The 26,922-nt window shown below is 37.8% G+C and carries 23 protein-coding genes and 1 pseudogene; 19 read left to right on the top strand and 5 right to left on the bottom strand.

Annotated features, from left to right (window positions below; genetic code table 11):
- Window positions 1-74: 74 nt before the first annotated feature.
- From DS031_RS10150 to DS031_RS10135, 4 genes are all read right to left on the bottom strand, one after another.
- Complete coding sequence (locus DS031_RS10150; protein WP_113805967.1) at window positions 75-1,418, bottom strand: (Fe-S)-binding protein; 1,344 nt, start codon at window positions 1,416-1,418, stop codon at window positions 75-77.
- Window positions 1,415-2,836: a glycolate oxidase subunit GlcD gene (glcD, locus tag DS031_RS10145; protein ID WP_425451956.1), complete on the bottom strand. Its 1,422-nt coding sequence runs from the start codon at window positions 2,834-2,836 to the stop codon at window positions 1,415-1,417. Before glcD ends, DS031_RS10150 begins: the two co-directional genes overlap by 4 nt.
- Before the next feature lie 115 nt (window positions 2,837-2,951).
- Window positions 2,952-4,076: a CdaR family transcriptional regulator gene (locus tag DS031_RS10140; protein WP_113805965.1), complete on the bottom strand. Its 1,125-nt coding sequence runs from the start codon at window positions 4,074-4,076 to the stop codon at window positions 2,952-2,954.
- A 111-nt stretch (window positions 4,077-4,187) separates the two neighbouring features.
- Window positions 4,188-5,987, bottom strand: coding sequence for an L-lactate permease (locus DS031_RS10135; RefSeq protein ID WP_113805964.1), 1,800 nt, complete (start codon window positions 5,985-5,987; stop codon window positions 4,188-4,190).
- Window positions 5,988-6,285: 298 nt separating this feature from the next.
- Here DS031_RS10135 and DS031_RS10130 point away from each other — a divergent pair, with 298 nt between their 5' ends.
- The 4 genes from DS031_RS10130 (at window position 6,286) to DS031_RS10115 (ending at window position 10,059) form a co-directional block, all read left to right on the top strand.
- The gene (locus DS031_RS10130) at window positions 6,286-7,011 is read left to right on the top strand and encodes a FadR/GntR family transcriptional regulator (protein WP_113805963.1); all 726 of its coding nucleotides are present in this window, start codon (window positions 6,286-6,288) and stop codon (window positions 7,009-7,011) included.
- A gap of 163 nt (window positions 7,012-7,174) precedes the next feature.
- A complete protein-coding gene (locus tag DS031_RS10125; protein WP_113805962.1) occupies window positions 7,175-7,888 on the top strand; it encodes a (Fe-S)-binding protein in 714 nt (237 codons plus the stop codon).
- A 21-nt stretch (window positions 7,889-7,909) separates the two neighbouring features.
- Complete coding sequence (locus tag DS031_RS10120; protein WP_113805961.1) at window positions 7,910-9,340, top strand: LutB/LldF family L-lactate oxidation iron-sulfur protein; 1,431 nt, start codon at window positions 7,910-7,912, stop codon at window positions 9,338-9,340.
- The gene (locus DS031_RS10115) at window positions 9,337-10,059 is read left to right on the top strand and encodes a LutC/YkgG family protein (protein ID WP_113805960.1); all 723 of its coding nucleotides are present in this window, start codon (window positions 9,337-9,339) and stop codon (window positions 10,057-10,059) included. Before DS031_RS10120 ends, DS031_RS10115 begins: the two co-directional genes overlap by 4 nt.
- A gap of 72 nt (window positions 10,060-10,131) precedes the next feature.
- On the opposite strand, the gene DS031_RS23610 is transcribed toward DS031_RS10115, so the two are convergent.
- Complete coding sequence (locus tag DS031_RS23610) at window positions 10,132-10,290, bottom strand: hypothetical protein (protein ID WP_181833095.1); 159 nt, start codon at window positions 10,288-10,290, stop codon at window positions 10,132-10,134.
- A gap of 260 nt (window positions 10,291-10,550) precedes the next feature.
- On the opposite strand from DS031_RS23610, the gene DS031_RS10110 reads away from it, so the two are divergent.
- The 15 genes and pseudogenes from DS031_RS10110 to DS031_RS10040 form a co-directional block, all read left to right on the top strand.
- A complete protein-coding gene (locus DS031_RS10110) occupies window positions 10,551-11,021 on the top strand; it encodes a hypothetical protein (RefSeq protein WP_113805959.1) in 471 nt (156 codons plus the stop codon).
- A 31-nt stretch (window positions 11,022-11,052) separates the two neighbouring features.
- Window positions 11,053-12,504 carry a TolB family protein gene (locus tag DS031_RS10105; protein ID WP_113805958.1) on the top strand — a complete coding sequence of 484 codons (1,452 nt, stop codon included), beginning with the start codon at window positions 11,053-11,055 and terminating at the stop codon, window positions 12,502-12,504.
- Window positions 12,505-12,673: 169 nt separating this feature from the next.
- The gene (locus DS031_RS10100) at window positions 12,674-14,089 is read left to right on the top strand and encodes a sodium:solute symporter family protein (protein ID WP_181833094.1); all 1,416 of its coding nucleotides are present in this window, start codon (window positions 12,674-12,676) and stop codon (window positions 14,087-14,089) included.
- The gene (locus DS031_RS10095) at window positions 14,089-15,792 is read left to right on the top strand and encodes a sensor histidine kinase (RefSeq protein WP_113805956.1); all 1,704 of its coding nucleotides are present in this window, start codon (window positions 14,089-14,091) and stop codon (window positions 15,790-15,792) included. Before DS031_RS10100 ends, DS031_RS10095 begins: the two co-directional genes overlap by 1 nt.
- Window positions 15,782-17,158, top strand: coding sequence for a sigma-54-dependent transcriptional regulator (locus DS031_RS10090; protein ID WP_113805955.1), 1,377 nt, complete (start codon window positions 15,782-15,784; stop codon window positions 17,156-17,158). Before DS031_RS10095 ends, DS031_RS10090 begins: the two co-directional genes overlap by 11 nt.
- Window positions 17,159-17,291: 133 nt before the next feature.
- The gene (locus DS031_RS10085; RefSeq protein ID WP_113805954.1) at window positions 17,292-18,527 is read left to right on the top strand and encodes an NRAMP family divalent metal transporter; all 1,236 of its coding nucleotides are present in this window, start codon (window positions 17,292-17,294) and stop codon (window positions 18,525-18,527) included.
- A gap of 18 nt (window positions 18,528-18,545) precedes the next feature.
- Entirely contained in the window at window positions 18,546-19,295 is a 750-nt protein-coding gene (pxpB, locus tag DS031_RS10080; protein ID WP_113805953.1) for a 5-oxoprolinase subunit PxpB, read from the top strand.
- Window positions 19,282-20,055: a LamB/YcsF family protein gene (locus tag DS031_RS10075; protein WP_113805952.1), complete on the top strand. Its 774-nt coding sequence runs from the start codon at window positions 19,282-19,284 to the stop codon at window positions 20,053-20,055. The genes pxpB and DS031_RS10075 overlap by 14 nt, the downstream gene beginning before the upstream one ends.
- Complete coding sequence (locus DS031_RS10070; RefSeq protein WP_113805951.1) at window positions 20,048-20,995, top strand: 5-oxoprolinase subunit C family protein; 948 nt, start codon at window positions 20,048-20,050, stop codon at window positions 20,993-20,995. The genes DS031_RS10075 and DS031_RS10070 overlap by 8 nt, the downstream gene beginning before the upstream one ends.
- A gap of 13 nt (window positions 20,996-21,008) precedes the next feature.
- Complete coding sequence (gene accB, locus DS031_RS10065; RefSeq protein WP_113805950.1) at window positions 21,009-21,497, top strand: acetyl-CoA carboxylase biotin carboxyl carrier protein; 489 nt, start codon at window positions 21,009-21,011, stop codon at window positions 21,495-21,497.
- A gap of 10 nt (window positions 21,498-21,507) precedes the next feature.
- Window positions 21,508-22,851, top strand: coding sequence for an acetyl-CoA carboxylase biotin carboxylase subunit (gene accC, locus DS031_RS10060; protein WP_113805949.1), 1,344 nt, complete (start codon window positions 21,508-21,510; stop codon window positions 22,849-22,851).
- A 238-nt stretch (window positions 22,852-23,089) separates the two neighbouring features.
- The gene (gene yjjX / locus DS031_RS10055; protein ID WP_113805948.1) at window positions 23,090-23,599 is read left to right on the top strand and encodes an inosine/xanthosine triphosphatase; all 510 of its coding nucleotides are present in this window, start codon (window positions 23,090-23,092) and stop codon (window positions 23,597-23,599) included.
- 200 nt (window positions 23,600-23,799) lie between these two features.
- Entirely contained in the window at window positions 23,800-24,354 is a 555-nt protein-coding gene (locus DS031_RS10050; protein WP_113805947.1) for a 3D domain-containing protein, read from the top strand.
- Between the two features lie 293 nt (window positions 24,355-24,647).
- Entirely contained in the window at window positions 24,648-26,525 is a 1,878-nt protein-coding gene (htpG, locus tag DS031_RS10045) for a molecular chaperone HtpG (RefSeq protein ID WP_113805946.1), read from the top strand.
- Between the two features lie 173 nt (window positions 26,526-26,698).
- Window positions 26,699-26,922, top strand: a pseudogene (locus DS031_RS10040) (RNA-guided endonuclease InsQ/TnpB family protein); the annotation flags it as partial.

The raw sequence follows: 26,922 nt of genomic DNA, 5'->3' as shown, positions 1-26,922 counted from the left end.
AAGGATCTTTTTAATGATCCAGAAAGAGAAAACACTCCTCTATCAAAAAAAGGAAATCGAAATGATTTCCTTTTTTAGCTTTCTATTTCTGGGACAGGAGACTGTGCAGCTTCAATAAGCAGATCTGCGATATGAACCGCGCGAACTTTTCCTGTTAACCCTTCTCGTTCAATTCCAAGCTTCATTTGCAGCAAGCAGCCAGGGTTAGCGGTTACGATTGTTGTCGCTTCCGTTGCTTTTGTATTTTTCATTTTAGAGTCAAGAATTTGCATCGACATTTCAGATTCAACGATATTATAAATTCCAGCTGAGCCGCAGCACTGATCAGCATTTTTCATTTCGCGATACTCGCTATTTTCAATCGATTGTAAAAGTAACCGAGGTTCAGCTGACGTTTTCATAACATTTTTTAAATGACAAGAATCTTGATAAGTAATGACTTGTGCCGGCAAACTTAATTTCCTTTTATGAAATTGTAAATCAACTAAAATGCTGGACATATCTTTTAACTTCTTTGAAAACTTCTTAGCACGAAACACCCATTCAGGCTCATCTTTCAAGAGATGATCATAATCAATTAAAAAGGCGCCGCATCCGCCGGCATTTGTAATAATATAGTCAACTTGTAAGTCTTCAAATGCTTCAATATTCCGTTTTGCAAGCTCTTTTGCTTTATTTTTTTCCCCGCTGTGACCATGCAGTGCCCCGCAGCAAGCTTGTTCAGTTGGAATGACGATTTCACAGCCTGCAAGCTGTAGTAGTTTCATTGTTGAGTCATTTGTTTTCATAAACATCGTATCCATCAGGCAGCCTGAGAAAAAGGCAACACGTTTTTTAACGGTTGTTTTAGCAGGAAGGTGAGTAGGACGACTTTTCATTTCTTTCATCGTTGGGATTTCAGGAAGTACTTTTTCCATTGAAGATAAGTTATTCGGTAACAGTTTCATCACCCCACTTGATTGTACGGCACTTTGTAAACCATAGCGCTGGTAAAAACCGATTAATCCTGTTAAGGTGCGCATCCGGTTTTGATGGGGAAATAGACCTTCAAAAACCGCTTTACGAATCGTTCTGACAGGTAAAGAGTGTGTTTTGTTTTGATTAATAATATCGCGTGCTTCTTCAAGTAGATGACCGTAATTCACGCCTGATGGACAAACAGGTTCACAAGCTCTGCAGCCTAAGCACATGTTAAGTGAACGTTCAACATCTTCATCCGGTTCAATAACTCCGTCAACAACAGCTTTCATAACAGCAAGTCTTCCTCTTGGTGAGTGAGATTCTTGAAACCCAGATTCAATATAAGTAGGACAGGTCGGTAAGCAAAAGCCGCAGCGCATACAGTTTAGAAGCTCATCTTCACTCATCCGCTCTTTAAATTGCTGTTGAATCGTTTCACGCTCTTTTACAGTTGTCATTGTGTCACCACCACCCGTTTTCGAGATTCTTTTGCAAATACTTTACCAGGATTCATAATGTTATTAGGATCAAAAGAGTCTTTAATTGCTTTCATTGCAGCAATCCCTGCCGAACCAAGTTTTAATTCTAGATAAGGAGCTTTCATCATTCCAACACCATGTTCACCTGTAATCGTTCCTCCAAGCTCAATGGCCTTTTCAAAAATTTCCTCAAATGCTTTTTCTACACGTTCAATTTCGTCATGGTTGCGTACATCTGTTAAACAGGTTGGGTGGAGGTTTCCATCCCCAGCATGTCCGAATGTACAAATGTTAAGCTGATATTTTTCAGCGATTTCATTTGTTGCTTTTACCATTTTTGCGATTTCAGAACGTGGAACCGTCGCATCTTCTAAAATCGTAGTCGGTTTTAAACGAGCTAAAGCGGAAAGAGCAGAGCGGCGCGCTGTGCGAAGACCATCTGCTTCTGCTTCAGATTCCGCTATTTTAACAGATACTGCATGTTCCTGCTCGCATAACAGCGCCATTTTTTCGATATCTCGTTTCACAACTTCAATTGGACCGTCTTGTTCAATGAGAAGAACAGCTTTTACATCTGTTGGGAGGCCAATTTGCGCATGCGCTTCCACAACTTCTAGTGTTGGCTGATCAAGAAACTCGAGTGTTGTTGGAATAATTTTATTGGCGATAATTTTTGAAACCGTTTTAGCCGCTGCTTCAATATCTTGATAAAGGGCGAGCATTGTCATTTTAGATTCAGGCATTGGAATCAGCTTAAGTGTTGCTTCTGTCACAATACCAAGCGTACCTTCTGAACCTACAAATAAACGAGTTAAATCGTAGCCAGCGACATCTTTTGCGAGTTTACCGCCTGTATGGATGATTTCACCATTTGCTAATACAATTTCTAAAGCGATTACATAATCTCTTGTTACACCGTATTTAAGTCCGCGCAGACCACCGGAATTTTCATTAATGTTTCCGCCAATCGTTGAAATTTTCATTGAGCTTGGGTCTGGCGGATAGAATAATCCTTTTTCTTCAACCGCAGTAATCATATCGAGTGTAATAACACCTGGCTGGACCGTTATGGTAAGGTTTTCTTCATCAATTTCTAAAATCGAGTTCATATATTTAAAAAGAAGGACAATCCCGCCTTCTGTTGGGCATGTTCCCGCACAAAGGTTTGTTCCAGAGCCCCTTGGTACGATAGGAATTTGATGTTCATTGCAAATTTTCACAATCTCAGAAACTTCTTTTGTATTCCTTGGTGAAATAACAGCATCTGGCATTGACTGAAATTGTGGTGTTGCATCATAGGAATAAACAAGTCTGCCTACATTTGAATCGTCATAGTTTTCCAAACCTACTATATTGCAAAGTTTTAACTTTATTTCATTTGAAATCAAGAAAACCATCCTTCCGTTATTAAAGTAAAATTTTGAGGGTTCGTTGTTTCTTCTCAAAGCCTACTTTAATCATAAAAAAAAGAAGGATAATTAACTATGGTTGATTATCCAAAAATCAAACGATTTAATTGTTTATTTTTAGATAATCATCTAAAAATAAAAGGGCGAGATATAAGGTAGTGATATCATGAGAATTTCTTGGGTTTAGCTTCGTTAATTTCTCAATTCTTTTTAAACGATAATGAAGCGTATTAATATGAATATGAAGCGTATCGGCAGTCTTTTTAAATGATTGGTTTTGATCTAGGAATGTGCGCAATGTCTCTAATAGTTCCAGATCTTCTATAATAGGCGCAATCGTTCGATTGACAAATTCAAAACGTGTTTGTTTTTTAATATCTTGTAAGCACATTTCTAAGCGAAGCTCATCATCAAAAATGATAGCATTTGTGTGTTTAGCAGCTGATAAAGCCCGTTCAGCCTGCTCAAACGATTGGTAAACATCATTTGGAGAAACAGCTTGACCAATTCCAAACGAAATCGGTTGATTATATTTTTCTGTTAAATAACTTTTTAGCTGTTGTATAAAATGCATGGTGCGCTGCTTATTTTCTTTTCCTTTAACAGCGTGTAATAACACAAAGCGTTCATTGCCCCATCGTACAAAAACGTCTTTGCTTTCAATCATAAATGTTTGTCTCACATCATTCCATACGTTTCGTTGAATGAAATTTTCATTATTGCGCAGGTAGTGACCTATAATCACTTGTCTTTGGACATTTAAATCAATCCCCAACAATTCTGCTTGGTTTTGAAATGAACTTGACCATTCTTTCTGCTGTATCCAATCAAATACAAAAGCTTCAAGCGTTCGTGACTGCCATTCCAGCTGTTCTGAATAATAACTTTCTTTAATAAGTAATTCTGTCATTTTTCTTAATATTTCACCATACTGCGAAACTTTACTGGGGTCTCCGGTAATGCCAATGATTCCGACGATTTGCTGTTGAAAAAAAATTGGCAAATTAATACCTGCCTTTACACCTTCTAGTGCATGTTGATCGTTCTCTGTAATAATAATTTTATTGCGTTCCCGATAGGAAATAAGGGCTCCTTCATGAAATGTTCCAACTCGTCTTTCATCAGTACTGGCAATAATAATGCCGTTTACATCGACAACAATGACATCTTCATCTAGAAGTTTCCTTACTTCTGAAATAATGTTTTTTGCTAAGGAAGGTCGTATCATAGTTCACTCTCCACAGTTAGTAATCATTAAAAACTTGTATTATTCACTATTTTATTACATGTTATAAACAAAGAGGTTGACCCGAATGAGTCAACCTCTATTGTAATTTATTTATGCTGTGAATTCTTGTTTGTTTTTTGTCTTTTCTTTTTCAGCTTTTCCTTTTGTTAAAACCATAAATAAAATAAATCCAATGACGACTGCTCCGTAAACGAGGAACCAAATACTGAAGCCTCCGGCGATTACAGCCATACCTAACGTACCAGCTGCCAATAAATAATAAGTTAATGGAATTAATACTTTTCGAATTAAGCTTCCTTCTTGACCAACTAAACCTACTGTAGCAGAAGCAGCCACAACATTGTGTACACAAATCATATTACCTGCTGCACCGCCAACTGCTTGAAGGGCAACAACAAAGCCAGCACCACCTGCTGTAAGACCGATATTTTCAGCAGCACCAAACTGGAATAAGGAAAACATCATATTACTAAATGTATTACTTCCAGCAATGAAGGCGCCAAGTGCACCAATTGTTGGAGAGAATACAGGCCATAATGAACCAGCAAGAGTCGAAACACCTTCTGCTAAAACAAGCGGCATACTTGCAAGTGCCTCAGTTTGTGTATTAAGGAAGATTTTAATCATTGGAACAGCAAAAATTAACGCAGCTCCTGCAGATACAACCGTTTTAAATGAATCTGACCATGCTTTTGCATAATCTTTTGCTTTCATACCGTGTAGGAAATAGGTAATGAAAGAGACAACAACAAAGATAGCTCCCGGTAAATATAATGGTGTTGATTTAATCGCAATTCCTGATCCGAATAAATCTTCAATTAAAATTGTTACATTAGGATGGGTAATCAATGCTTTTACTTCTTCTACAATTCTAGTAATTACTAATAAAACTGCTACTAATAAATATGGAACCCAAGCCATTACTAAAGAAATCTTTTTGCCGCCTTCAAGCACTTTCGGCTGCTCATGATTTAATTTGCCAAACCAATCAGCTTCCCATTTACCGCGGTCTTCAAAATCAAAAATTTCTTCTTGCTTTGGCATGAACAATCCAGATTTTGCCGATGGAACGACAATTAATAAGCCAATTAATGCACCTAATAGAGATGGAAATTCTGGACCAAGGAATACGGCAATTATATAATATGGAACAGTAAAAGCGATTCCTGAAAAAAGTGCAAATTTCCAAATCTTTAATCCTTCTTTAAAAGAACGGGTTTTACCGAAGAAACGAGTTAACATTCCAACCATAATTAATGGAATTAAAAACCCTACAATGGCATGAAACATTCCAACATTTGCTACAATTTGTAATAAATATTGTCTATATTCCATTGAACCGATTGCATTTAATACAGCGGGTTGATCAACAAGGCCGCCGTTCACTCCAACAAGAAGCGGAGTACCAATGGCACCGAATGATACAGGTGTACTTTGAATAATTAATGCAACAAGCACTGCTGCCATTGCTGGAAAGCCGATCGCTACTAAAAGTGGCGCTGCAATAGCTGCAGGAGTACCAAAGCCGGCAGCACCTTCAATGAATGCCCCGAACAACCAAGCGATAATGATGGCTTGAACTCTTCTGTCAGGAGAAATGCTTATAAAGCCTTGGCGGATCGTTGTAATTGCTCCGCTTTCTTTCACCGTATTTAGTAGTAAAACAGCTCCAAATACAATAAACATAACATCTAAAGCTGTAGCAACACCATTAAGAGCAGCTCCGGCTATGACATTAGTCTTTGTCCCCCAAATAAACATAGCTGTTAAAGCGGTTACAATTAATGAAACAGGCATAGCGCGGCTTGCCGGCCATTTTAAAATAACGAGAAATAAAAAGACGGAAAATACAGGCAGTAAAGCAATAAGAGATAATAATCCAATATTCATTCTTTTTCCTCCTTAAACTTTAGTTTACTAAATAAAATCTCAAGCCAATAGACATAAAAGTAAAAAACTTCTGCTTATGTATAACTAGAATTAAATCTGGTCATATAGTCATCAGATGACTATATGACCATCATAATGTAAGCGTAATCATAAATCAATAAAAATATTTTTTTAATAACAGCAGATAAAATACAATTTGTTTTCTTGCTTTTTCTAATCTTTAAAACTAGAACAGCTGATAGTATAGTATAATTTAGATACTTTCCATCAGTGTTGACTTGAATAGAGGTGGTATGAAATGGAATATAAACAAATTAAGCGACGAAAAATAAATGAAGAAGTTGCCGAAGTACTGTTAGAGATGATTAATAAAGGAGAGCTGAAGCCAGGTGATAAGCTGGATTCTGTCCAGCAGTTAGCTGAAAATTTTCAGGTTGGCCGCTCAGCAGTTCGAGAGGCATTAAGTGCATTACGAGCGATGGGTTTAGTAGAGATGAAACAAGGCGAAGGCACTTATGTTCGTGAGTTTGACCCAATGATGTTAACGCTGCCTTTATCCACGGCAGTATTAATGAATGAAACAGATATTATTCATTTATTAGAGGTTCGCAAAATTTTAGAAGTTGGTGCAGCAGGCACAGCAGCTTTAAGACGAACAGATGAGGATTTAGAAGTTATGTTAGCGGCATTAACTAAAATGAGAAATGGACTTGGTAATGAAGAGCTTGGCGAAAAAGCTGATTTAAAATTTCACTTTGCCATCGCGGACGCCACACATAATCCAATTTTAAAAGGTTTAATGAGTAATGTGTCCGGCATGATGGTTGAGTCTATGAGAGAAACGCGTCGTCTATGGCTATTTTCTAAGCAAACAACAACTGAGCGCCTTTATCAGGAACACTTACAAATTTACGAAGCGATTAAACAACAGAATGTAACCAAGGCCCAGCAGATTATCATTGAGCACTTAGAAAATGTTGAAAGTGTATTAAAAAATTATTATCAAGAAAAAGAAAGAAGCTAACTCAGGTAGCTTCTTTCTTTTTCTTGATACTGTAAGAAAACAAGTTATGCGGCTCAGTTTATATTTTATTTTTAAGTCATCAGATGACCAGTTGACTAATGATGAGCTTTATATTAAATTGATAATAGAAAGCGTTTTCTATATTGGTACAGGGGGGATAATGATGAAAGTAACATTATTTGTTACTTGTTTAGTAGATATGTTCCAAACAGGAGCTGGGAGAGCAGCTGTTGAACTGCTTGAAAAATTAGGCTGTGAAGTCGAATTTCCAGAAACACAAACTTGCTGCGGCCAACCGGCTTATAACAGCGGCTATGTGAAAGAATCAAAAGAAGCGATGAAACGAATGATCCAAACGTTTGAAAATGCAGAGTATGTTGTAACCCCTTCAGGTTCTTGCGCGACAATGTTTCGTGAATATCCTCATGTATTTGCGGGTGATCATGTGTGGGAGGATCGGGCGTTTAATCTTGCTAACAAAACGTATGAACTGACGCAATTTATTGTTGATGTGCTAAAAGTAGAAAATGTAGGAGCAAAGCTTAATGGAAAAGCAACATATCATAAATCCTGTCATATGACTCGATTATTAGGTGTAAAAGAAGCGCCTACAAAGCTGCTAGAAAATGTAGAAGGATTAGAATACATTCCACTGCCAAACAGCCATAATTGCTGCGGATTTGGAGGAACATTTTCTGTGAAAATGGGCAATATCTCAGAGCAAATGGTAGATGAGAAGGTTAGGAGTATTGAAGAAACGGAAGCAGACTATTTAATCGGCGCTGATTGCGGCTGCTTAATGAATATTGGCGGGCGAATTGAACGGAAAGGAAAGCCAATTAAGGTGCTGCATATTGCCGAAGTATTGAACAGCTGATAGAAAAGGAGAGGGTCACCGATGGCGATGAAAATCGGAACGGAAGGATTTAAAGAGCGTGTTGATAATGGCATTAATAATACGTTTATGCGCGGTGCAGTAGCAGGTGCGCAAGAACGGCTTAGCACTAGACGTATTGACTCTACGGAGGAACTTGGCAATTGGGAAGAATGGCGTAATCTTGGAGAAGAAATTCGTCAACATACCCTTGAAAACCTTGATTATTATTTAATGCAGTTTAGTGAAAAGGTGGCAGAACGAGGAGGACATGTCTTTTTTGCTGAAACTCCTGATGAGGCAAACGAGTATATTAAAAATGTGATTCAAAAAAAGAATGGAAAGAAAGTCGTTAAGTCTAAATCGATGGTAACGGAAGAAATTAATATGAATGCTTGTTTAGAAGAACAGGGCTGTGAAGTGATTGAGACAGATCTTGGAGAGTATATTTTACAAGTTGATGACCATGATCCCCCTTCACATATTGTCACGCCTGCCCTTCATAAAAATAAAGAGCAAATTCGCGACGTATTCAAAGAAAAATTAGCATATACAAAAACAGAAAAACCTGAAGAACTTGCACTACATGCAAGAGAAATGCTGCGGAAGGAGTTTTTAGCGGCGGATATTGGGATTACAGGCTGTAACTTTGCAATCGCAGAATCGGGATCGATTAGCCTTGTGACAAATGAAGGAAATGCAAGACTTGTATCATCCCTTCCAAAAACACAAATTACGGTAATGGGAATGGAGCGTATTGTCCCGACGTTTGCCGAATTTGAAGTATTAGTAAGCTTGTTGACAAGAAGTGCTGTAGGCCAAAAGTTAACAAGTTATGTAACAGCATTAACAGGTCCTAAGCAGGAAGGCGATGTGGATGGCCCTGAAGAATTTCATGTTGTTATTGTTGACAATGGACGCTCCAAAATAATAGGTACAGAATTTCAATCTATTTTACAGTGCATTCGTTGTGCGGCATGTGTGAACGTTTGTCCCATTTATCGTCATGTAGGCGGTCATTCATACGGTTCAATTTATTCTGGACCAATTGGCGCTGTGCTTTCTCCTCTTCTTGGAGGTTATGAAGATTATAAAGAACTGCCGTACGCGTCAACACTATGCGGCGCCTGTACAGATGTATGTCCAGTTAAAATTCCGCTTCACGAATTGCTTCATAAGCATCGGCAGGTAATTGTTGAACGGGAGGGAAAAGCGCCAATTTCTGAAAAACTGGCGATGAAGGCCTTTGGACTTGGATCAGCTTCACCATCGCTTTATAATTTAGGTTCAAAGTTATCGCCGACTGCAATGAATCCTTTTACAGTGAATAATAAAATTTCCAAGGGACCTGGTCCGCTTAAGGCATGGACAGATATTCGAGAGTTTCCAGCTCCTGATAAAGAGCGATTTCGTGACTGGTTTAAAAAGCGTGGCAAAGGAGGGGTTAAATCATGACAGCAGGGACGATTCAAAACCGAGAAAAATTTTTAAACAAACTTGCAGCGAATCTTGGCCGTGACAGAAGAACAGAAGGGGTAACGAGACCGGAATGGAAGCATCAACCGCAATGGGAAGTTTTTCGCGGACTTTCACAAGACGAGCTTATGGATGTATTAAAAAAGCAATGTCAGCGAATTCAAACTGATTTTGTTGAGACAACGTCATTCGATTTAGTACAGACACTAAAAAACGTTGTCACAAATTATGGCGGCGGACCTGTTATTACGTGGAATGATGACCGGTTTGCTGAATGTGGGCTTAGCGGTTTACTAAATGATGAGTGGCCCCGTGAACAAATTGAAGTGAACGTATGGGATCCATCCATTGGAAATGAAAATATTGAATTAGCAGAACGAGCAAATGTAGGCATTACTTTCAGTGATAAAACACTTGCCGAATCGGGTACTGTTGTTTTGTTTAGCGACAATGACAAAGGGCGTTCTGTAAGTTTACTTCCGACTACATACATTGCAATCATTCCTAAAAGCACTATTATACCGAGAATCACTCAAGCAGCTGATGAAATTCATGAGAAGATTAACAACGGGGAAGAGGTTGCTTCTTGTGTAAATTTTATAACAGGACCAAGCAACTCGGCTGATATTGAAATGAACTTAGTAGTCGGAGTTCATGGACCTATTAAAGCGACATATGTAGTAGTGAATGATAAATAATTGATAAGGGCCTTACTGTATACAGTAAGGCCCTTATCAATTATTTATAGAAATGTTTCAAATCAAAGTAACTTAATTAAGGTCGTCGCGTTTCTTTTTCGATTGTGCATAAAGATATTCTGATAGTCTCCTAGCATCGATTTTTCTAGCATCAATCTCTAAGTCTGATAACTTATATTTTTCCATTCTTCGGCAAACTTCCTTTACTTCATCAAAATTAGCGAATGACACAAACTTCACCTCCTCTAATAACTGTAGAATTCAAATCTTCTCAATAGATGGAATTCCCGCTTGAACGTGTTCTAAACATTCCTCAAGTTGATTTCATCCTATTTCCATATGTACCAACAGCCCATTTTATTCATATAATGCGAAAAAGAATGGAATCAGAGGGAATTATTATTGATCTATCAATCCGTATAACGCGAACTTTAGAAATCCTGTTACAAATAAGAGAGTTACCCATTTAATAAAGCGGGGAGAGGGTGCCTATGAAATTGACGGTTCGGTATATACCATTGAGTAAGATCAAGCCTGATTTATCGTTAAAGATTACGGGTCACATTAAGAAGCTTCAAAGCTTGATGTGGGATTGCATGCATATTTTAGTTGTTAAAAAAAATAGCAAAGACGGCAGCTATACCATTCTAAGCGGAGTTGATCGCTTCGAGTACCTTAGAAAACATACAAAAAATATATATGCTCCGTGTATTGTTGATGAAAGCACTTCTTCAGGAATAAAAGCGCGGCTTCATCGTTTATGTAAAAAGAAAACACTCGATGACTTTCCGATGCTGCCGAAAAGCTGGTCGATCGTTCGTGCCTTTTTAAAGCAGGAGCCCCGCTTCAGTAAGTTATCGCGACCTCAACAAATCAAAGTACTGCTTCTAGCGGTGCGGTACAAGAAAACGACCATTTTATCGATGAAAAGGATGGTTCATCAAACTCTAAAAAGACATTAAGTCATAATAAAAGAATGAGGATGTGATAGTCATGCAGTCTTCTTATCAAACTTTTCCTGAAGTGAGACCAGCAGTTCCATACGGTCTTTCTCTTGATAGAGGTTTCATTGCTTATACAGCTGATCGTGGCGGGTATTATGATATTTGGCTGTATAATCTAAGAAATAGAGCGAATGTTCAGCAGACAAATGGATTAGGGGATTCATTTTCAGTTCCGTTATGGTCACCGGACAGCAGAAAAATCGCTTTTGTAGGAAAAAATAGATTCCTTTATGTTATTTCTGTAATCACTGGTTCAATTGCTTGTATTGATCAATTGGACGAAGGCGCAGATTTCAGTTTGAATTGGTCGTCCGACAGTAAAAAAATAGCGTATACAAAACAAAACCACATTATTCTTTATAACGTCATGTCCCACCGAGCTCAAAAAATTAAGCAGTCTCATTCATCTGATGTGCAGTGGTTTCCAAGCGGTGTGGAACTGCTGTTTCAAGCACCAGGTGTCCTAGGGATTAGTCAACTGTTTCGCATGAGGATAGATGGAACAGGAAAACAGCAAATAACAGGCAATACGAATGGACCACTTCATGATGTGCAGTTATCTCCCGATGGTACATTTGCGCTTTATACAACGCCAGGTGCCAGTATTTCAATCATTTACACTGTAGAGATTTCAACAGGCAATGTTTTTGAGGTAAAAGGAGGACCGCTCGCCAAAAACTATTTTCCGAAATGGTCTCCTAATTCTCTCTATATTGTATATAGTGCCACCGCATATGACGAGAGAAGGGGCTATTATTCGCAAATTAGAACAGTAGGGCGGCGGGGAGAAAACGATCGAATATGGGCATTCTCTACTTGTTTTGCATCTCCTGTTACATGGTCCCCAGATGGAAGAAGAATTGCCTATCTTTCTGGTTGCACGGAACAGGAATTTGCGAACGAAATGCGGATGATTGATCTTGCTTATCCTGTCTCGATTTCGCTCATTCAAGGAGTTACAATTCTGTCTCTCCAATGGTCACCTTCTTTCCGCATCGATTGCTCCAAAAGAACTTATAAGAATCCAGTCTACAAAGTTCAATTTTACTATCCACCGCACTGGCAAAAAGTAAACGATGAGAGATATCAAGGTAGTGATGGATTTCTTCAAGTTTCAGCTGTTTCAGCAGGAGAAAACATTGAGGAGGTATGCCGAGGAGAAGCATTCCATCAATTAATGCCATACGGATCCATGCCGCGTATTTTTAAAACACGAATTCAGCACCAAGAAGCATGTTTTATTTTCCCTTCTCCTGATCAACCCGCAGAAATGATGAGACAGGCAGCCTTAATCGTAAAGTATCCACATCCTGTTCTAATCCAAGGTACCACTTACAATTACTTTGTGTTATGGGTTGACGAACACCATCTTTATAAAATCGCCTCAACTTTAACTTTCTATCAAACAACAATGCGTGATGAAGAAAGTCAATACACTTAAACATAAACCAGTAATCTTCCCCCATAGTATAAACAATCTCTTCATAAACGTGATTTTTGAGAATACTAAATTGTTCTCCACATGAACGAAACCTAGTTCAATGTGGAGATTTTGTATATAATAAAACCTACAAAACATGAGGCGGAAACAGAATGAAAGGAGAGGCGTAATGAATGAACTGCTGTTTTTAGGTTTTTTCTTAATTTATACCATTGCGATTTTAGTGTTAGGAAAGCATGGTTTTGATAAAACAGATGAGTTAACAGGCTACTTTTTAGCGGGGCGCAACCTTCCGTTAATTCCGAGCATTGCTTCTTTTGGTGCAACTTGGTTTAGTGCGGCTTCCATATTAGGGCTGCCAGGTTTAATTTATGAAAATGGTTTAGCTGTCATTTGGACAACAGCACTCGCTTGGCTGCTTGGGATTATTGGCCTTCTTTTTCTTTCTACTAAACTTTATAAGTATGAACTCGTAACCGTTCCGGAATTTTTCCTTGTTCGTTATGATTCGAAGCTTTTACAAATTTGGATTGGAATCATTATAAGCTTTAGTTATATGTTATATGTGGTCATTCAAATTCGCGGGTTTGGAATTGTCGTTAGTCAAATGCTTGAAATTCCTTATACAGTGAGCGTATTTTTAATTTATTTATTTGTATTATATACAACGTTTGGCGGACTTCATTCTGTTGCCCGTACTGATATTTTTCATTTTTGTCTGATCCTGTTAGGCGCTGTGCTTGGTGCTGTCTTTATCGTCAGGGAGGTAGGGGGATTATCGCAGCTCTTTACATCTGTCTCCGCTTACGAAAAACGAGAAGTGATTTCTGATTCTTATATGGCTCTTTTTCCTGAAGGTGGTTTATCTTTTTGGGCACTGTTAAGTGCATTCTTTTCATTAGGGCTTGGTGTTGCGGCAAATCCGCAATATGCGGTAAGAATTTTATCAGCTCGTTCAAAACAAATTGCATGGAAAATGATTGCGGCAAGTATTATCTTTCTTGTAATTGTGTATGTTTCTATTTTTATAATCGGGATCGGCTCTAGAGTGCTCGAGCCAACTCTTCATTTAGAAAGCACCGATGAAATTTATGCATATGTGATTGCGTATTTACTCCAAACCCCGTGGAAAGGTTTGCTGTTAATTAGTATTGTCGCTGCTGCGATCTCGACAGCTAACTCGCAGTTATTAATTATGGCAAGCAGCATTATTTATGATATTAAACTGCCGTTAAGCGGAAAAAAAGCAGCGAATCAAAAAATTCTTTCATGGACGCGCTGGATGATTTTTTTATTTGCTACACTTTCTTTAATTATTTCCTTTACCCCACCAAAAGGGATTGTCGAGTTTAGCGGTCATATATGGGGGATTATTGCGGCTTCCTTATTATTTCCTTTATATGGCGGGCTTTACTCAAATGTACATAAAGAGAATGCGATTTTGTCTACATTTGGAGGCCTCATCACTTATATTCTTGCATTTCTTCTTATACCAAGTGAGATGCAGCACATTTATCATCCAGTTCTGCCCTCAATCGTAATGGCAGGTTTACTGTTTTTTAAAAAAAGGGGGAGTGACAGCTAATGGGTCATTCAATTGAACGTAAAATATTAATCCCTTTTTTAATGATTGTACTGCTTCCAATCTTAATTATCGGTGTTGTCTCGATGTGGTCGAGCTATCAATCAGATAAACATCTGAAACAAGCAGCGATCAACAAAAATCTTGCAAGCATCGAGCACTATGCCTTAAGACTTGATAAAGAAGTAAATGAAGGAGGAATTACGGAAAGCCAAGCAAAATCATTTCTTAAAATGATGATGAATGAAATAGATGGGTTATATGTTGAAGATGAAAACGGTGAAATGACATATCAAGGAATGAAAATTAATCAAGAGCATTTGGACTGGTTAAATAGAAACGAGCAGAATACAAGCTTTTTTAAAGAAAGTATCGTCCTTACAAAAGAGCTTTCATCTTGGAATTGGCAGTTGTATGTTCCAATTCAATTTTCGGTTTTTTCCGGTTCTCTTCCTGATATTCAAAAATATACACTGTTAATCAGCATCATTACGAGCATCATTGCCGTACAGCTCACGATCCTTTTTTCTTATCATCTTTCAAAGCCGATTAAAAACTTAGCTGCTTTTTGCAGGCAAATCAGTAAAGGTGAAAAGGTAAAGGATCCTGACATTAAAAAAGACCGTAAAGATGAAATTGGTATCTTGGCCTCTTCGTTAACAGAGATGGTCGAAAGATTAGATAAACGCAATCACGAAATTGAGAAGATGAAGCTGCTGAATGAAACGATTTTAAATAGTGTTCATGTTGGCATGGTGCTGGTGATTGAAGGAGCGGAATCGATTTATAATGAAGCTGCGAAAAAGATGATGAAAGAAAATGCTTTTTTGAAAGAAAAAGTAGAAACATTAACGAGTTATGAATCAAAGAAAAGACATGAAGAAATATGGCATTTCCAAACGGATGAAGAAATGGTTTATTATGCGGTAAACTATCGATCACTAGAAGATATAGAAGGAATGCATCGCGATCTTATTACATTTGAAAATATTACACAGCGAAGAAAGCTGGAACAGCGGGTGGAACGCATGTCTCGTTTAGCTTCATTAGGAGAGATGGCTTCTGGTATTGCTCATGAAATCCGAAATCCGCTCGCTGGCATTAAAACAACAACAGAATTATTAATGCGCAGACTTGCGTTAAGTAAGGATCATCTGATGCTTGCTGAAAATATGTTAGCAGAAATTGATCGCGTCAATAAAATTATTACAAATTTACTGCAGTTTTCACGGCCGCTTGGCTCGAATCCTCAAAGGGTGGACCTTGATGAAGTGGTCACGTCTGTTTTTCTATTAATGAAGAGAATCGCAAAAGAAAAAAACATAACCCTTTATCATGAGGAAAATCATTATGAAATCATGGTTGATCGCGATCAGCTTCGACAAATTTTATTAAATGTCATGATCAATGGAATGAATGCGATGCCAAATGGCGGAGAGCTTTCTATATCAAGCAAACAAAAAGGCAATGAAGTGGTGATGTTACTATCAGATACAGGCATTGGAATGGAAGAAAGTGTGATTAAAAAAATATTTGATCCTTTTTTTACAACACGCTCTGAAGGGACAGGCTTAGGACTTTCTGTTGTTCATCAGCTTGTTGTTCAAAATAAAGGAGAAATTGATGTAAGCAGTCAAAAAGGAAAAGGAACAACATTTTCAATTGCATTTCCTATTGGAGAGGGGAGTGAACGAAATGGCAGTTAAAATTTTAATCGTTGATGATGAAACAACATTACGGCTTTCATTGCAGCTGTTTTTAGAGGATGAAGGATACGAAGTGCAAACAGGCGCTTCTCTAGCAGAAGGATGGAATCTTTTAGAGCAGTTTAGCCCGCACATTCTTTTGTTAGATATTCGTTTGCCTGATGGAAATGGACTTGATGCCTTACATCAAATAAAAGAACGTTATCCAGATTTGGCGGTGATCATGTTAACCGCTTATGGAGAGGCAAAAACAGCGGTAAGAGCGATTAAAGAAGGGGCATTTGATTATTTAACAAAACCATTTGAACTTGAAGAATTAAAAATTACGATTGAAAAATGGAGCAAGCATCATCATTTAGAAAAAGAAGTAGAACGTTATCGGGAAGAAGAGCGGCGCACAAGATTAGTGAAAATGATCGGCGAAAGCGATCAAATGAAAGAATTAAAATCTAAAATTTCCTTAATCGCTGCAAGCAATGATACGACTGTTTTAGTAAGAGGAGAAACAGGGATAGGCAAGGAGCTTGTGGCAAGAAGCATTCATCAAAAAAGCAAACGTCAGGATGGTCCATTTGTTGCTGTAAACTGTGCAAGTATTCCGCGAGATCTTATTGAAAGTGAATTGTTTGGCGTTGAAAAAAATAGTTTTTCAACTCAGTTCGAACAAAAAGTTGGTTTAATGGAGTGGGCTGACGGCGGTACCCTTTTTTTAGATGAAATTGGTGATCTATCGCTGGATATTCAAGTGAAGCTTCTTCGTTTTTTAGAAGATAAAAAGATAAAACGAATTGGAAGTGTTCATGATATCGAGGTAAATGTTCGCGTGATTGCGGCAACAAATCGTTCACTTGAAGAAATGATTCAACAAAATGAATTTCGCTCTGATCTTTATTATCGCTTAAATGTTGTACCAGTGAAGCTGCCGCCGCTTCGAGAGCGAAATGAAGACATTGTCATCTTAACAGAACATTTTTTAAATGAGTTTTACAGTCAAATGAGAAAGGAACCACCGTTACTAAAATATGACGCGAAAAAACGATTATTAAATTATGCTTGGCCGGGAAATGTGCGTGAGCTAAAAAATATGATTGAACGACTTGCGATTTTACATCAAGAAAATGAACTTTCTGCCCATCATCTTGACTTTTTACAGCCGGTGGAAAATAATGATAGAAATGAAAATGAAACAGAAGACGTTTTGTTTGATGAAAATTTTTCTTTAGAAGATCATATCGAACGTATTGAAAAGAAATATATTGAAAAAGCGATTAAAGAATCAAAGTGGAATATCACTCAAGCAGCAAAGCTGTTAGGAATTAGCCGCTATGCGCTGCAGCGTCGAATTGAAAAATATGAAATAACATGAGCGAAATCGCCCGATTTGGGCGATTTTTTTGTGCGCAATCTACTAAAATTATCTGAAAATTATGTGATATCGTAGAAGGAGGAAGTAACATAAACATCATTACTTTTATAAATCACGATGAGGGGGTTATTTTATGGGGTTAGAAAATAAGAAGGTATATCCTACTTTAGAAGAAAACATCCCAACAAAAAGTAAATGGAGCGTGATACTCGGAGCCGCGTTCTTAATGGGTTCTTCTGCCATTGGTCCGGGATTTTTAACGCAAACAGCTGTATTTACAGAGCAGTTATTAGCAAGCTTCGGCTTCGTTATTTTAATGTCGATTATTTTAGATATTGGCGTACAAGCAAATATTTGGAGAATTATTGCAGTATCTAAAAAAAGAGGACAAGATATTGCCAACATGGTTCTTCCAGGCTTAGGGTACTTTTTAGCATTTGCCGTAGCACTTGGGGGTCTTGCATTTAATATTGGAAATGTTGGCGGCGCAGGACTTGGAATGAACGTATTATTTGGGATTGATCCTCGTCTTGGGGCAGTAATTACAGGAGTGATTACAATTGGTATTTTCCTTTCAAAAGAAGCTGGAATCGCGATGGATAAAATCGCCCGCTACTTAGGCGGTATGATGATTTTACTTACGTTATATGTTGCCTTTCAAAGTAATCCGCCGGTTGGAGATGCAGTCATTCATACGTTTGCACCAGAAACGATTGATGTATTTGCAATTATTACACTTGTAGGTGGAACTGTAGGCGGTTACATTACTTTTGCCGGAGGACACCGCTTGCTTGATGCTGGAATTTCTGGAAAAGAAAATCTTCATCAAGTGACAAAAAGTTCTGTAACAGGTATTTTGATTGCTTCAGTGATGCGTATTTTCTTATTCCTTGCTGTATTAGGTGTCGTAGCAACAGGGTTTACATTAGATCCAGCAAACCCGCCGGCATCTGTTTTCCAAGAGGCAGCAGGCGCAGTTGGGTATAAAATGTTTGGTTTAGTATTGTGGGCAGCAGGAATTACATCTGTAATTGGTGCGGCCTATACATCGGTCTCATTTTTACGAACATTATCTGAAAAGGTTGACCGCAATCACTCAAAGGTTACAATAGGATTTATAGTCGTTTCAACAATTATCTTTACTTTTATTGGAAAACCAGTTGTGTTACTTATTTTAGCAGGTGCGTTTAACGGGCTAATCTTACCGCTTGCATTAGGCGCGATGTTAGTTGCTGCACATAAAAAATCAATTGTTGGTGATTATAAACATCCGGTTTGGTTAACAATTTTTGGAGGATTAGTTTTTGCCGCAACAGCTTATTTAGCAGTTGTCACGTTAATGAATCAAATTCCACAGCTATTCTCATAAAAGTTAGGGGGCTCACGTGTGAATCTTGAATTTTTTTCATTAGGAGATACAGGCATTCAACTTTTATTTGGTACCGAAATTTCAGAAGAAACAAATCGAACGATTAGAATGTTCTCAGAACAGTTAGAAGAGCATCCTATTAATGGAATTATCGAATGGGTGCCTGCTTATACAACACTATCTATCTTTTATCAGCCCAACGTTATTTCTTATAAGACGTTGTGTGACAAGCTTGGCGCTGTTTATGAAAAGCTTCAAGGAGGAGCGGAATTATCCTCTTCTCTTATTTTTGAAATTCCTACTTACTATGGTGGAGAAGTAGGGTCTGACTTATCCTATGTTGCAGAGCATAATGGGTTAAGTGAAGAAGAAGTAATCTCCATCCATTCAAGCAAAGATTATTTGATTTATATGATGGGATTTGTGCCGGGCTTTCCATATTTAGGTGGAATGGATAAGCGCATTGAAACACCGAGACGGGAAAATCCGCGTCCAAAAATTGAAGCCGGATCTGTCGGAATTGCAGGGAGTCAAACAGGCATTTATCCGTTAGAAACACCAGGAGGCTGGCAAATTATCGGTCAAACACCAATAAAGCTGTATGATCCAAACAGTACAAGCCCAATCCTATTATCTTCAGGACATTATTTACGGTTTGTGCCGATAAGTAAAGATGACTATGTAGAGATTGAAAAAGCGGTGCAGCGTGGAGAATATGAAGTAAACTGTTTTGAAAAGCAAGGAGTTGATCGAAATGAGTTTCGTTGATTTAAATAGTGATTTAGGAGAAAGTTTTGGTGCCTATACGATCGGAAATGATGAAGAAGTCTTAAAATATATTTCATCAGCCAATATTGCCTGCGGCTTTCATGCTGGAGACTATAACGTCATGATGAATACAGTCAAAAAAGCGGCTTCTTTAGATGTAGGAATTGGCGCACATCCAGGTTTTCCTGATCTAGGCGGATTTGGACGCCGTGAAATCGCGATGTCAGCTGAGGAAATTTTTAATCTCGTTGTGTATCAAGTAGGTGCAGTAGAAGCGGCGGCGCGTGTGAATGGTACAAATATTCAGCATGTAAAACCGCACGGCGCTCTTTATAACCTCGCTTCAAAAAATCCAGAAATTTCCCAGGCAATCGCAAAAGCGGTCTATGCGGTAAATCCAAACTTCATTTTATTTGGATTAGCAGGAAGTGAATTAGTGAAAGCAGGCGAGCAGGCAGGCTTAAAAGTCGCTCAAGAAGTGTTTGCTGACCGGACATATCAGCCGGATGGAACGCTGACCTCACGAACAGAGCCGAATGCGATGATTCATGATGCCAATCTTGCTGTAAAGCGCGTAATTCGAATGGTGAAAGAAGGAAAAGTAACAGCGGTAAATGGTGAAGATATCGACATTCAAGCAGATACAATCTGTGTGCATGGCGATGAGCCTGAAGCATTAAATTTTGTTCGAAAATTACGAGAACGGTTACAAGCTGAAAACATTAAAATTCAAGGTTTTGGAGTGGAACAAAATGTCTAAGCCTTTATTTCAAGTGAAAAAGCCAGGACTTTTAACAACAGTTCAAGATAACGGCCGTCTTGGTTTTCAGCAGTTCGGAATTGTTGTATCTGGTGCAATGGATCCTTTTTCAATGAACATTGCCAATTTTCTTGTTGGAAATAAGAAAAATGAAGCTGTTCTTGAAATTACATTAATGGGACCAACGTTAACAGTATTAGAAGATACAGTGATTGCGATTTGCGGCGGTAATCTTTCACCGAAAGTAAATGGAAAAACAGTGCGGATGTGGAAAAGCTTTGTTGTTAAAAAAGGGCAGCAAATTGAATTTGGTCAGCCGAAGGAAGGGGCTCGCGCTTATTTAAGTACGGCAGGCGGTTTTGATGTTCCGCGCGTAATGGGAAGTAAATCAACGTACTTAAAAGCGGCAATTGGCGGATTGGAAGGAAGAGCGCTTCAAAAAGACGATATTTTGTATGGAGTAGAAGAACGTCCTATGAAAAGCGGCCGCTCGCTTCATGTTGATGAAATCCCAACATATCAAAAAAAAGTCGATGTTCGTGTTGTATTAGGACCGCACCTTTCCGCTTTTCCTGATGAAGCGATTTCAACCTTTTTATCTTCAACATATGAAGTCACACAGCAGTCAGATCGAATGGGCTATCGTTTAAAAGGACCGAAAATTGAACACAAAACGTCCGCTGATATTATTTCAGAAGCCATTCCGCTTGGCGGCATTCAAGTTCCGGCAAGTGGTGATCCAATTATTTTAATGGCTGATCGCCAAACAACAGGCGGTTATACACGGATTGCAACCGTGATCTCAAGCGATATTTCATTATTAGCGCAGGCACTGCCAGGTACACAAATTTGTTTTAAAGCTGTATCAGTTGAAGAAGCGCAGGAAATTTATGAACAAAGAGATAAATTGATTCGCATTTTAGAAAAGGTATCAAAATAAAGGGGATTTTAAGATGTTAAAATCAAATGAAATTATTGAAATTATTAAATTTGTTAACGGTTCAACGGTTGATGAAGTTCATTATGAGCATGAAGGTTTTAGCTTGCGGGTGAAAAATCAAAATTTGCAGTCTGCGGAGAAAGCTGGAGTTGAACCAATCTTGAAGGAAGCTGCTTCTAAAGGTAATGATGTAAAAGAAGTTTATCAAGAGGAAACAGCAGTTCAACCAGAACAAGATAAGTCAGAAGAAACACAAAATCATTTTCATGAAATTACTTCACCAATGGTAGGAACGTTTTATGCTTCTCCTTCACCTGAAGAGCCTTCATATGTAAACGTAGGAGATAAAGTAGCAGAGGATACGGTTCTGTGTGTGTTAGAAGCAATGAAGATGTTTAATGACATTCAAGCTGATGTGAAAGGTGAAATTATCGAAGTTCTTGTAAACAATGGAGAACTTGTTGAATATGGTCAGCCGCTATTCTTAGTAAAACCAGAATAGGAGAATAAAAATGGGAATTAAAAAAATATTAATTGCAAACCGCGGCGAAATTGCCGTTCGAATTATTAGAGCATGTCATGAATTAGGAATCGAGGCTGTCGCTGTTTATTCGGAAGCCGATCAAGACGCGCTGCATGTTCAGTTAGCGGATGAAAGCTACTGCATCGGACCAAAATCCTCAAAAGACAGCTATTTAAATTTTACAAATATTATGAGTGTCGCATTATCAGTTGGAGTGGATGCGATTCATCCAGGGTATGGATTTTTAGCGGAAAACGCTGATTTTGCGGAGATTTGTAAAGACTGTAACATTACGTTCATCGGGCCAAGCAAAGAGGCAATCGATCGAATGGGAATTAAGGATATTGCCCGTGAAACGATGAAAGAAGCAGGAGTCCCGATTGTTCCCGGTTCAAATGGGATTATTGAAAATAAAGAAAGTGCTGTGAAGCTCGCTGATGAGATCGGCTATCCCGTTATTATTAAAGCAACAGCAGGCGGCGGTGGAAAAGGAATTCGTGTTGCTAAAAATGAACAAGAATTAATAAAAGGCATTCAAATTACACAGCAGGAAGCAGCAACAGCGTTTGGAAATCCTGGTGTCTATATTGAAAAATATATTGAAGATTTCCGTCATGTTGAAATACAAATTCTTGCCGATAATCATGGCAATGTCATTCATTTAGGTGAGCGAGACTGCTCGATTCAAAGACGTCTGCAAAAATTGTTAGAGGAAACCCCATCACCGGCAATTGACGAGGAAAAAAGAAGCGAGATGGGAGAAGCAGCAGTAAGGGCTGCTCAAGCTGTTAATTACTCTGGAGCAGGAACAGTTGAATTTATTTATGACAAGAGCGGCAAATTTTATTTCATGGAAATGAATACACGCATTCAAGTGGAACACCCTGTAACAGAAATGGTAACAGGAGTCGACTTAATCAAGGAACAAATTAAAATTGCCAATCATGAACCTCTTTCCGCTGCACAAGATGAAATAAGCTTGAACGGATGGGCGATTGAATGCCGCATTAACGCAGAAGATCCCGATAAAAACTTTATGCCGTCACCTGGAAAAGTAGAAATGTACCTGCCGCCGGGCGGTTTTGGAGTTCGCGTTGATTCTGCTGTTTATCCAGGCTACGTCATTCCACCGTTTTATGATTCAATGGTTGCAAAATTAATTACATATGGCGCCTCTCGTGAAGAAGCGATTGCGAGAATGAAGCGTGCGTTAAATGAATTTGTTATCGAAGGAGTTAAAACAACCATTCCTTTTCATCAAAAGCTATTAAACCATGAAAAGTTTGGTGAAGGTGATTTTAATACAAAGTTTCTTGAAATCTATGAACTTTAAATGAATTAAAAGAAGAGACGAACTGTTGAATTGTAACTCCTTTTATCATGAAAGAAAATGATAAAAGGAGTTTTTGTTTTTAGAAGAAACGATATTATTTTCTTTTATGGAAATTAGTTTTCTAACATGAAGAATGAAGAAAGTTATTGAATCTATAATAAATAAAAAGGATTTTCGAATGAAGAAGGATGAATGATATAATAGGTTTGATTTTTTCTTAAATAGGAGGCATAAAAGGATGTTGAACATTGCAGTCGGATCAAAAAATCCAACAAAACTGAAAGCTGTTCAATCAGCATTTGAAAAAATGGGATGTGAAGTACAGGTAACGGGGATTGACGTTTCATCCGGCGTAGCAGATCAGCCTTTTTCTGATGATGAGACAATCACAGGAGCAATAAATCGCGCGAAAGCCGTGATGGCTTCTGGAAAATTTGATTATGGATTTGGCTTAGAGGGAGGTATTGAGGAAACATCGTTTGGAATGCTTTTATGTAATTGGGGAGCGGTTGTAAACGCTGATGGAGAGATAAATATCGGCGGCGGCATACGCATTCTCCTTCCTGAATCCATTGCAAAAGGAGTTCGCCAAGGAAAAGAGCTTGGCACGGTAATTGATGAATGGACAGGAAAACAAAATATCGCTAAAAAAGAAGGAACAATAGGAATTTTAACAAAAGGACATATCAATCGGGCAGATATGTTTGAAGATACAGCCATTTGCGCGTTTTCAAAATTTCTAAAATAAGGCTATGATAATAAAAGTACATACTGAAGAAGAAAAAGAAGAGGTGATTACCTCTTCTTTTTAGTACGAAGTTACTAGTTTGTTGCAGAAAAAAATGCAAAATGAAATCGTTTTGTAACTAAACTTGTAGAATTTTGAAATCATTCTGTAACATATGTATGCTATTTTAATAGTATCGACAAGTAAAGGGGTACAACATTTTGAAAAAGATACTATTAACGTCAATTTTCACTTTATTTTTACTCCTAGGACTCAATCACTTTGAAGCATCAGCAGCATCCAATACATACATAGTTAAAAGCGGAGATACGTTATACCGCATTGCGGTAAAACATAACACCTCTGTCAGCAACCTGAAAAAATGGAACAATCTTAAATCAGATACGATTCGTCCAAATCAAACATTAGTTGTTTCAAATGTGAAAGCAGATGCACCTGTTAAAACACAATCAAACCAAGTTGTAAAAACAATAACAGTAACAGCAACGGCCTACACAGCAAACTGCAAAAACTGTTCCGGTATTACGGCTACAGGAATCAACCTTAAGAAAAATCCTAATTTAAAAGTGATTGCCGTAGATCCTAAAGTCATAAAACTCGGCACAAAAGTATATGTGGAAGGCTATGGCTATGCCGTAGCAGGCGACAAAGGCGGTGCCATTAAAGGAAATAAAATTGATGTATTTATCCCTTCACAAAAACAAGCATTGCAGTGGGGAAAGAAAACTGTCAAAGTACAAATCTTAAAATCATAAATGTGATCAATAAGAACCTTACATGAGGTTCTTATTTTTTATTTAAAAGCTAGTAATTTTTATTCAAGGTTAATTCTAGCGGTAAGAATATAAAATGTAAAATTATTTTTAATATTTAGATAAAAAGGATTCATCTGTTTTATCGCTAATAACATATTGACAGAGAAAATTGTATATGGTAAATAAATAAATGGATTAGCACTTGAAGCTAGAGAGTGCTAATCGCTCAATTACCATATGTTCTGCTGTGATGCAGTGACTACCCTTGTATATATTGAAAGGAGCGATACTTAATGGCAAAAAAGCAGTTTAAAGCGGAATCAAAAAGACTGTTAGAAATGATGATTAACTCCATTTATACGCACCGCGAAATCTTTTTACGAGAGTTAATTTCGAATGCGAGTGATGCAATTGACAAAATCTATTACAAAGCACTAACAGATGAGAATTTAACATTTGATAAGGACAGTTACTACATAAAAGTGGCTGCTGATAAAGAGAAGAGAATATTAACAATCTCAGATTCTGGAATCGGTATGACAAAAGAAGAGCTTGAAAATAACCTAGGCACGATCGCAAAAAGCGGCTCTTTCGCATTTAAAAATGAAAATGAATTAAAAGACGGTCATGATATTATCGGGCAGTTCGGCGTTGGGTTTTATTCAGCGTTCATGGTCGCTGATAATGTGGCGGTTACAACAAAAGCGTTAGGAAGCGATGAAGCGTACAAGTGGGAATCAAACGGTGCTGACGGATATACAATTAAATCGTGTGAAAAAGCGTCTGTTGGTACAGAAATTACACTTACAATAAAAGAAAATACCGAAGATGAAAATTTTGATGAGTACCTAGAAGAATACCGATTAAAAGCAATTATTAAAAAATATTCAGATTTTATCCGCTATCCAATTAAAATGGATGTTACAGAAAGAAAGCTTAAAGAAGGCACGGACAACGAGTGGGAAGAAGTTCAAGAAGAACAAACCATTAACAGCATGGTGCCGATTTGGCGAAAAAATAAAAATGAGCTGACAGATGAAGATTACGAAAACTTCTATAAAGAAAAACACTATGGGTTTGATAAGCCGTTAAAACATCTTCATATTAAGGTTGACGGTGCGGTAAGATATAATGCGATTCTTTATATTCCGGAAAACATGCCGTTTGATTATTATACAAAGGAATATGAAAAAGGTTTAGAATTATATTCAAGCGGTGTGTTAATTATGGATAAATGCGCTGACTTACTTCCAGATTACTTTAGCTTTGTAAAAGGAATGGTCGACTCAGAAGACTTATCTCTCAACATTTCACGGGAAATGCTGCAGCACGATCGACAATTAAAAGTAATCGCAAAAAATATTAAGAAAAAAATCAAAAATGAACTGCAAAGCTTACTGAAAAATGAGCGGGAGAAATATGAAAAATTCTATCACTCATTTGGCAGACAGCTAAAATATGGTGTGTACAGCGACTTTGGTGCTAATAAAGAAGAACTGCAAGATTTACTGCTGTTTTACTCTTCAAAAGAGAAGAAGCTTGTCTCATTAGAGGAGTATGTATCAAGAATGCCTGAAGATCAAAAATACATTTATTATGCTTCAGGAGATACACATGAACGCATTGAAAAGCTTCCGCAAACAGAGCTTGTTGCTGATAAAGGCTATGAAATTTTATATTTCACAGAAGACATCGATGAATTTGCGATCAAAATGTTAATGAAATATAACGAAAAGGAATTCAAGTCTGTATCAAGCGGTGACTTAGGCATTGAAGCAGAAGAAAATGAAAAAGATGCTTCAGAAGAAAAGGAAAATAAAGAGCTGTTTGAAGAAATGAAAAACATTTTATCAGGAAAAGTAAAAGATGTTCGCGTTTCAAAACGCTTAAAAAATCATCCTGTATGTTTAGCATCTGACGGCGAAGTATCAATTGAAATGGAAAAAATCCTTCAAGCAATGCCTGATAACCAAAACATTAAAGCAGATAAAATTTTAGAAATTAACGTGAATCATGAAGTCTTTCACTCATTAAAAACGTCATTTGAAAACGATAAGGAAAAACTAGCGCTTTATACAAACTTATTGTACAATCAAGCACTACTTATTGAAGGATTACCAGTAAATGATCCGGTCGAATTTACAAACGATATTTGTAAGATTATGGTGTAACCTAAACAGGTTCTTTTAACGAAATTCAGCCAGAAGTCCCCTTCCTCAAAAATTCGATGGCATTTTAGGTGGGGGATGAATGGCGCTTTTTTGTTTTGGTATTCAGAAATAAAAATAATAAGATTTTCCCATATACAAACATTTGTTCTTGATGATAAAATGAAGACATGGAGGTGAAACCCATATATCGAACGATGAAAGTCCCGTTTTCTGCTTCTGCTGCTGCCATTCAAAAGTTGTTTGACATCCGCCGTCTTTGTGCCGTTGTTTGGAATGATTGTGTTCAAATCGCCCGTTATTATTACCGGCTTGGCGGTGGATGGATCACCAAAAGCGATCTTCAAAAGGAAGTAAAAGGTCTATATCCCCTGCACAGCCAAACGATTCAAGCTGTCGC

The sequence above is a fragment of the Bacillus taeanensis genome, assembly GCF_003318295.1.
GTDB lineage: Bacteria > Bacillota > Bacilli > Bacillales > UBA6769 > Maribacillus > Maribacillus taeanensis.
This window is presented reverse-complemented; position numbering and strand designations above follow the sequence as displayed.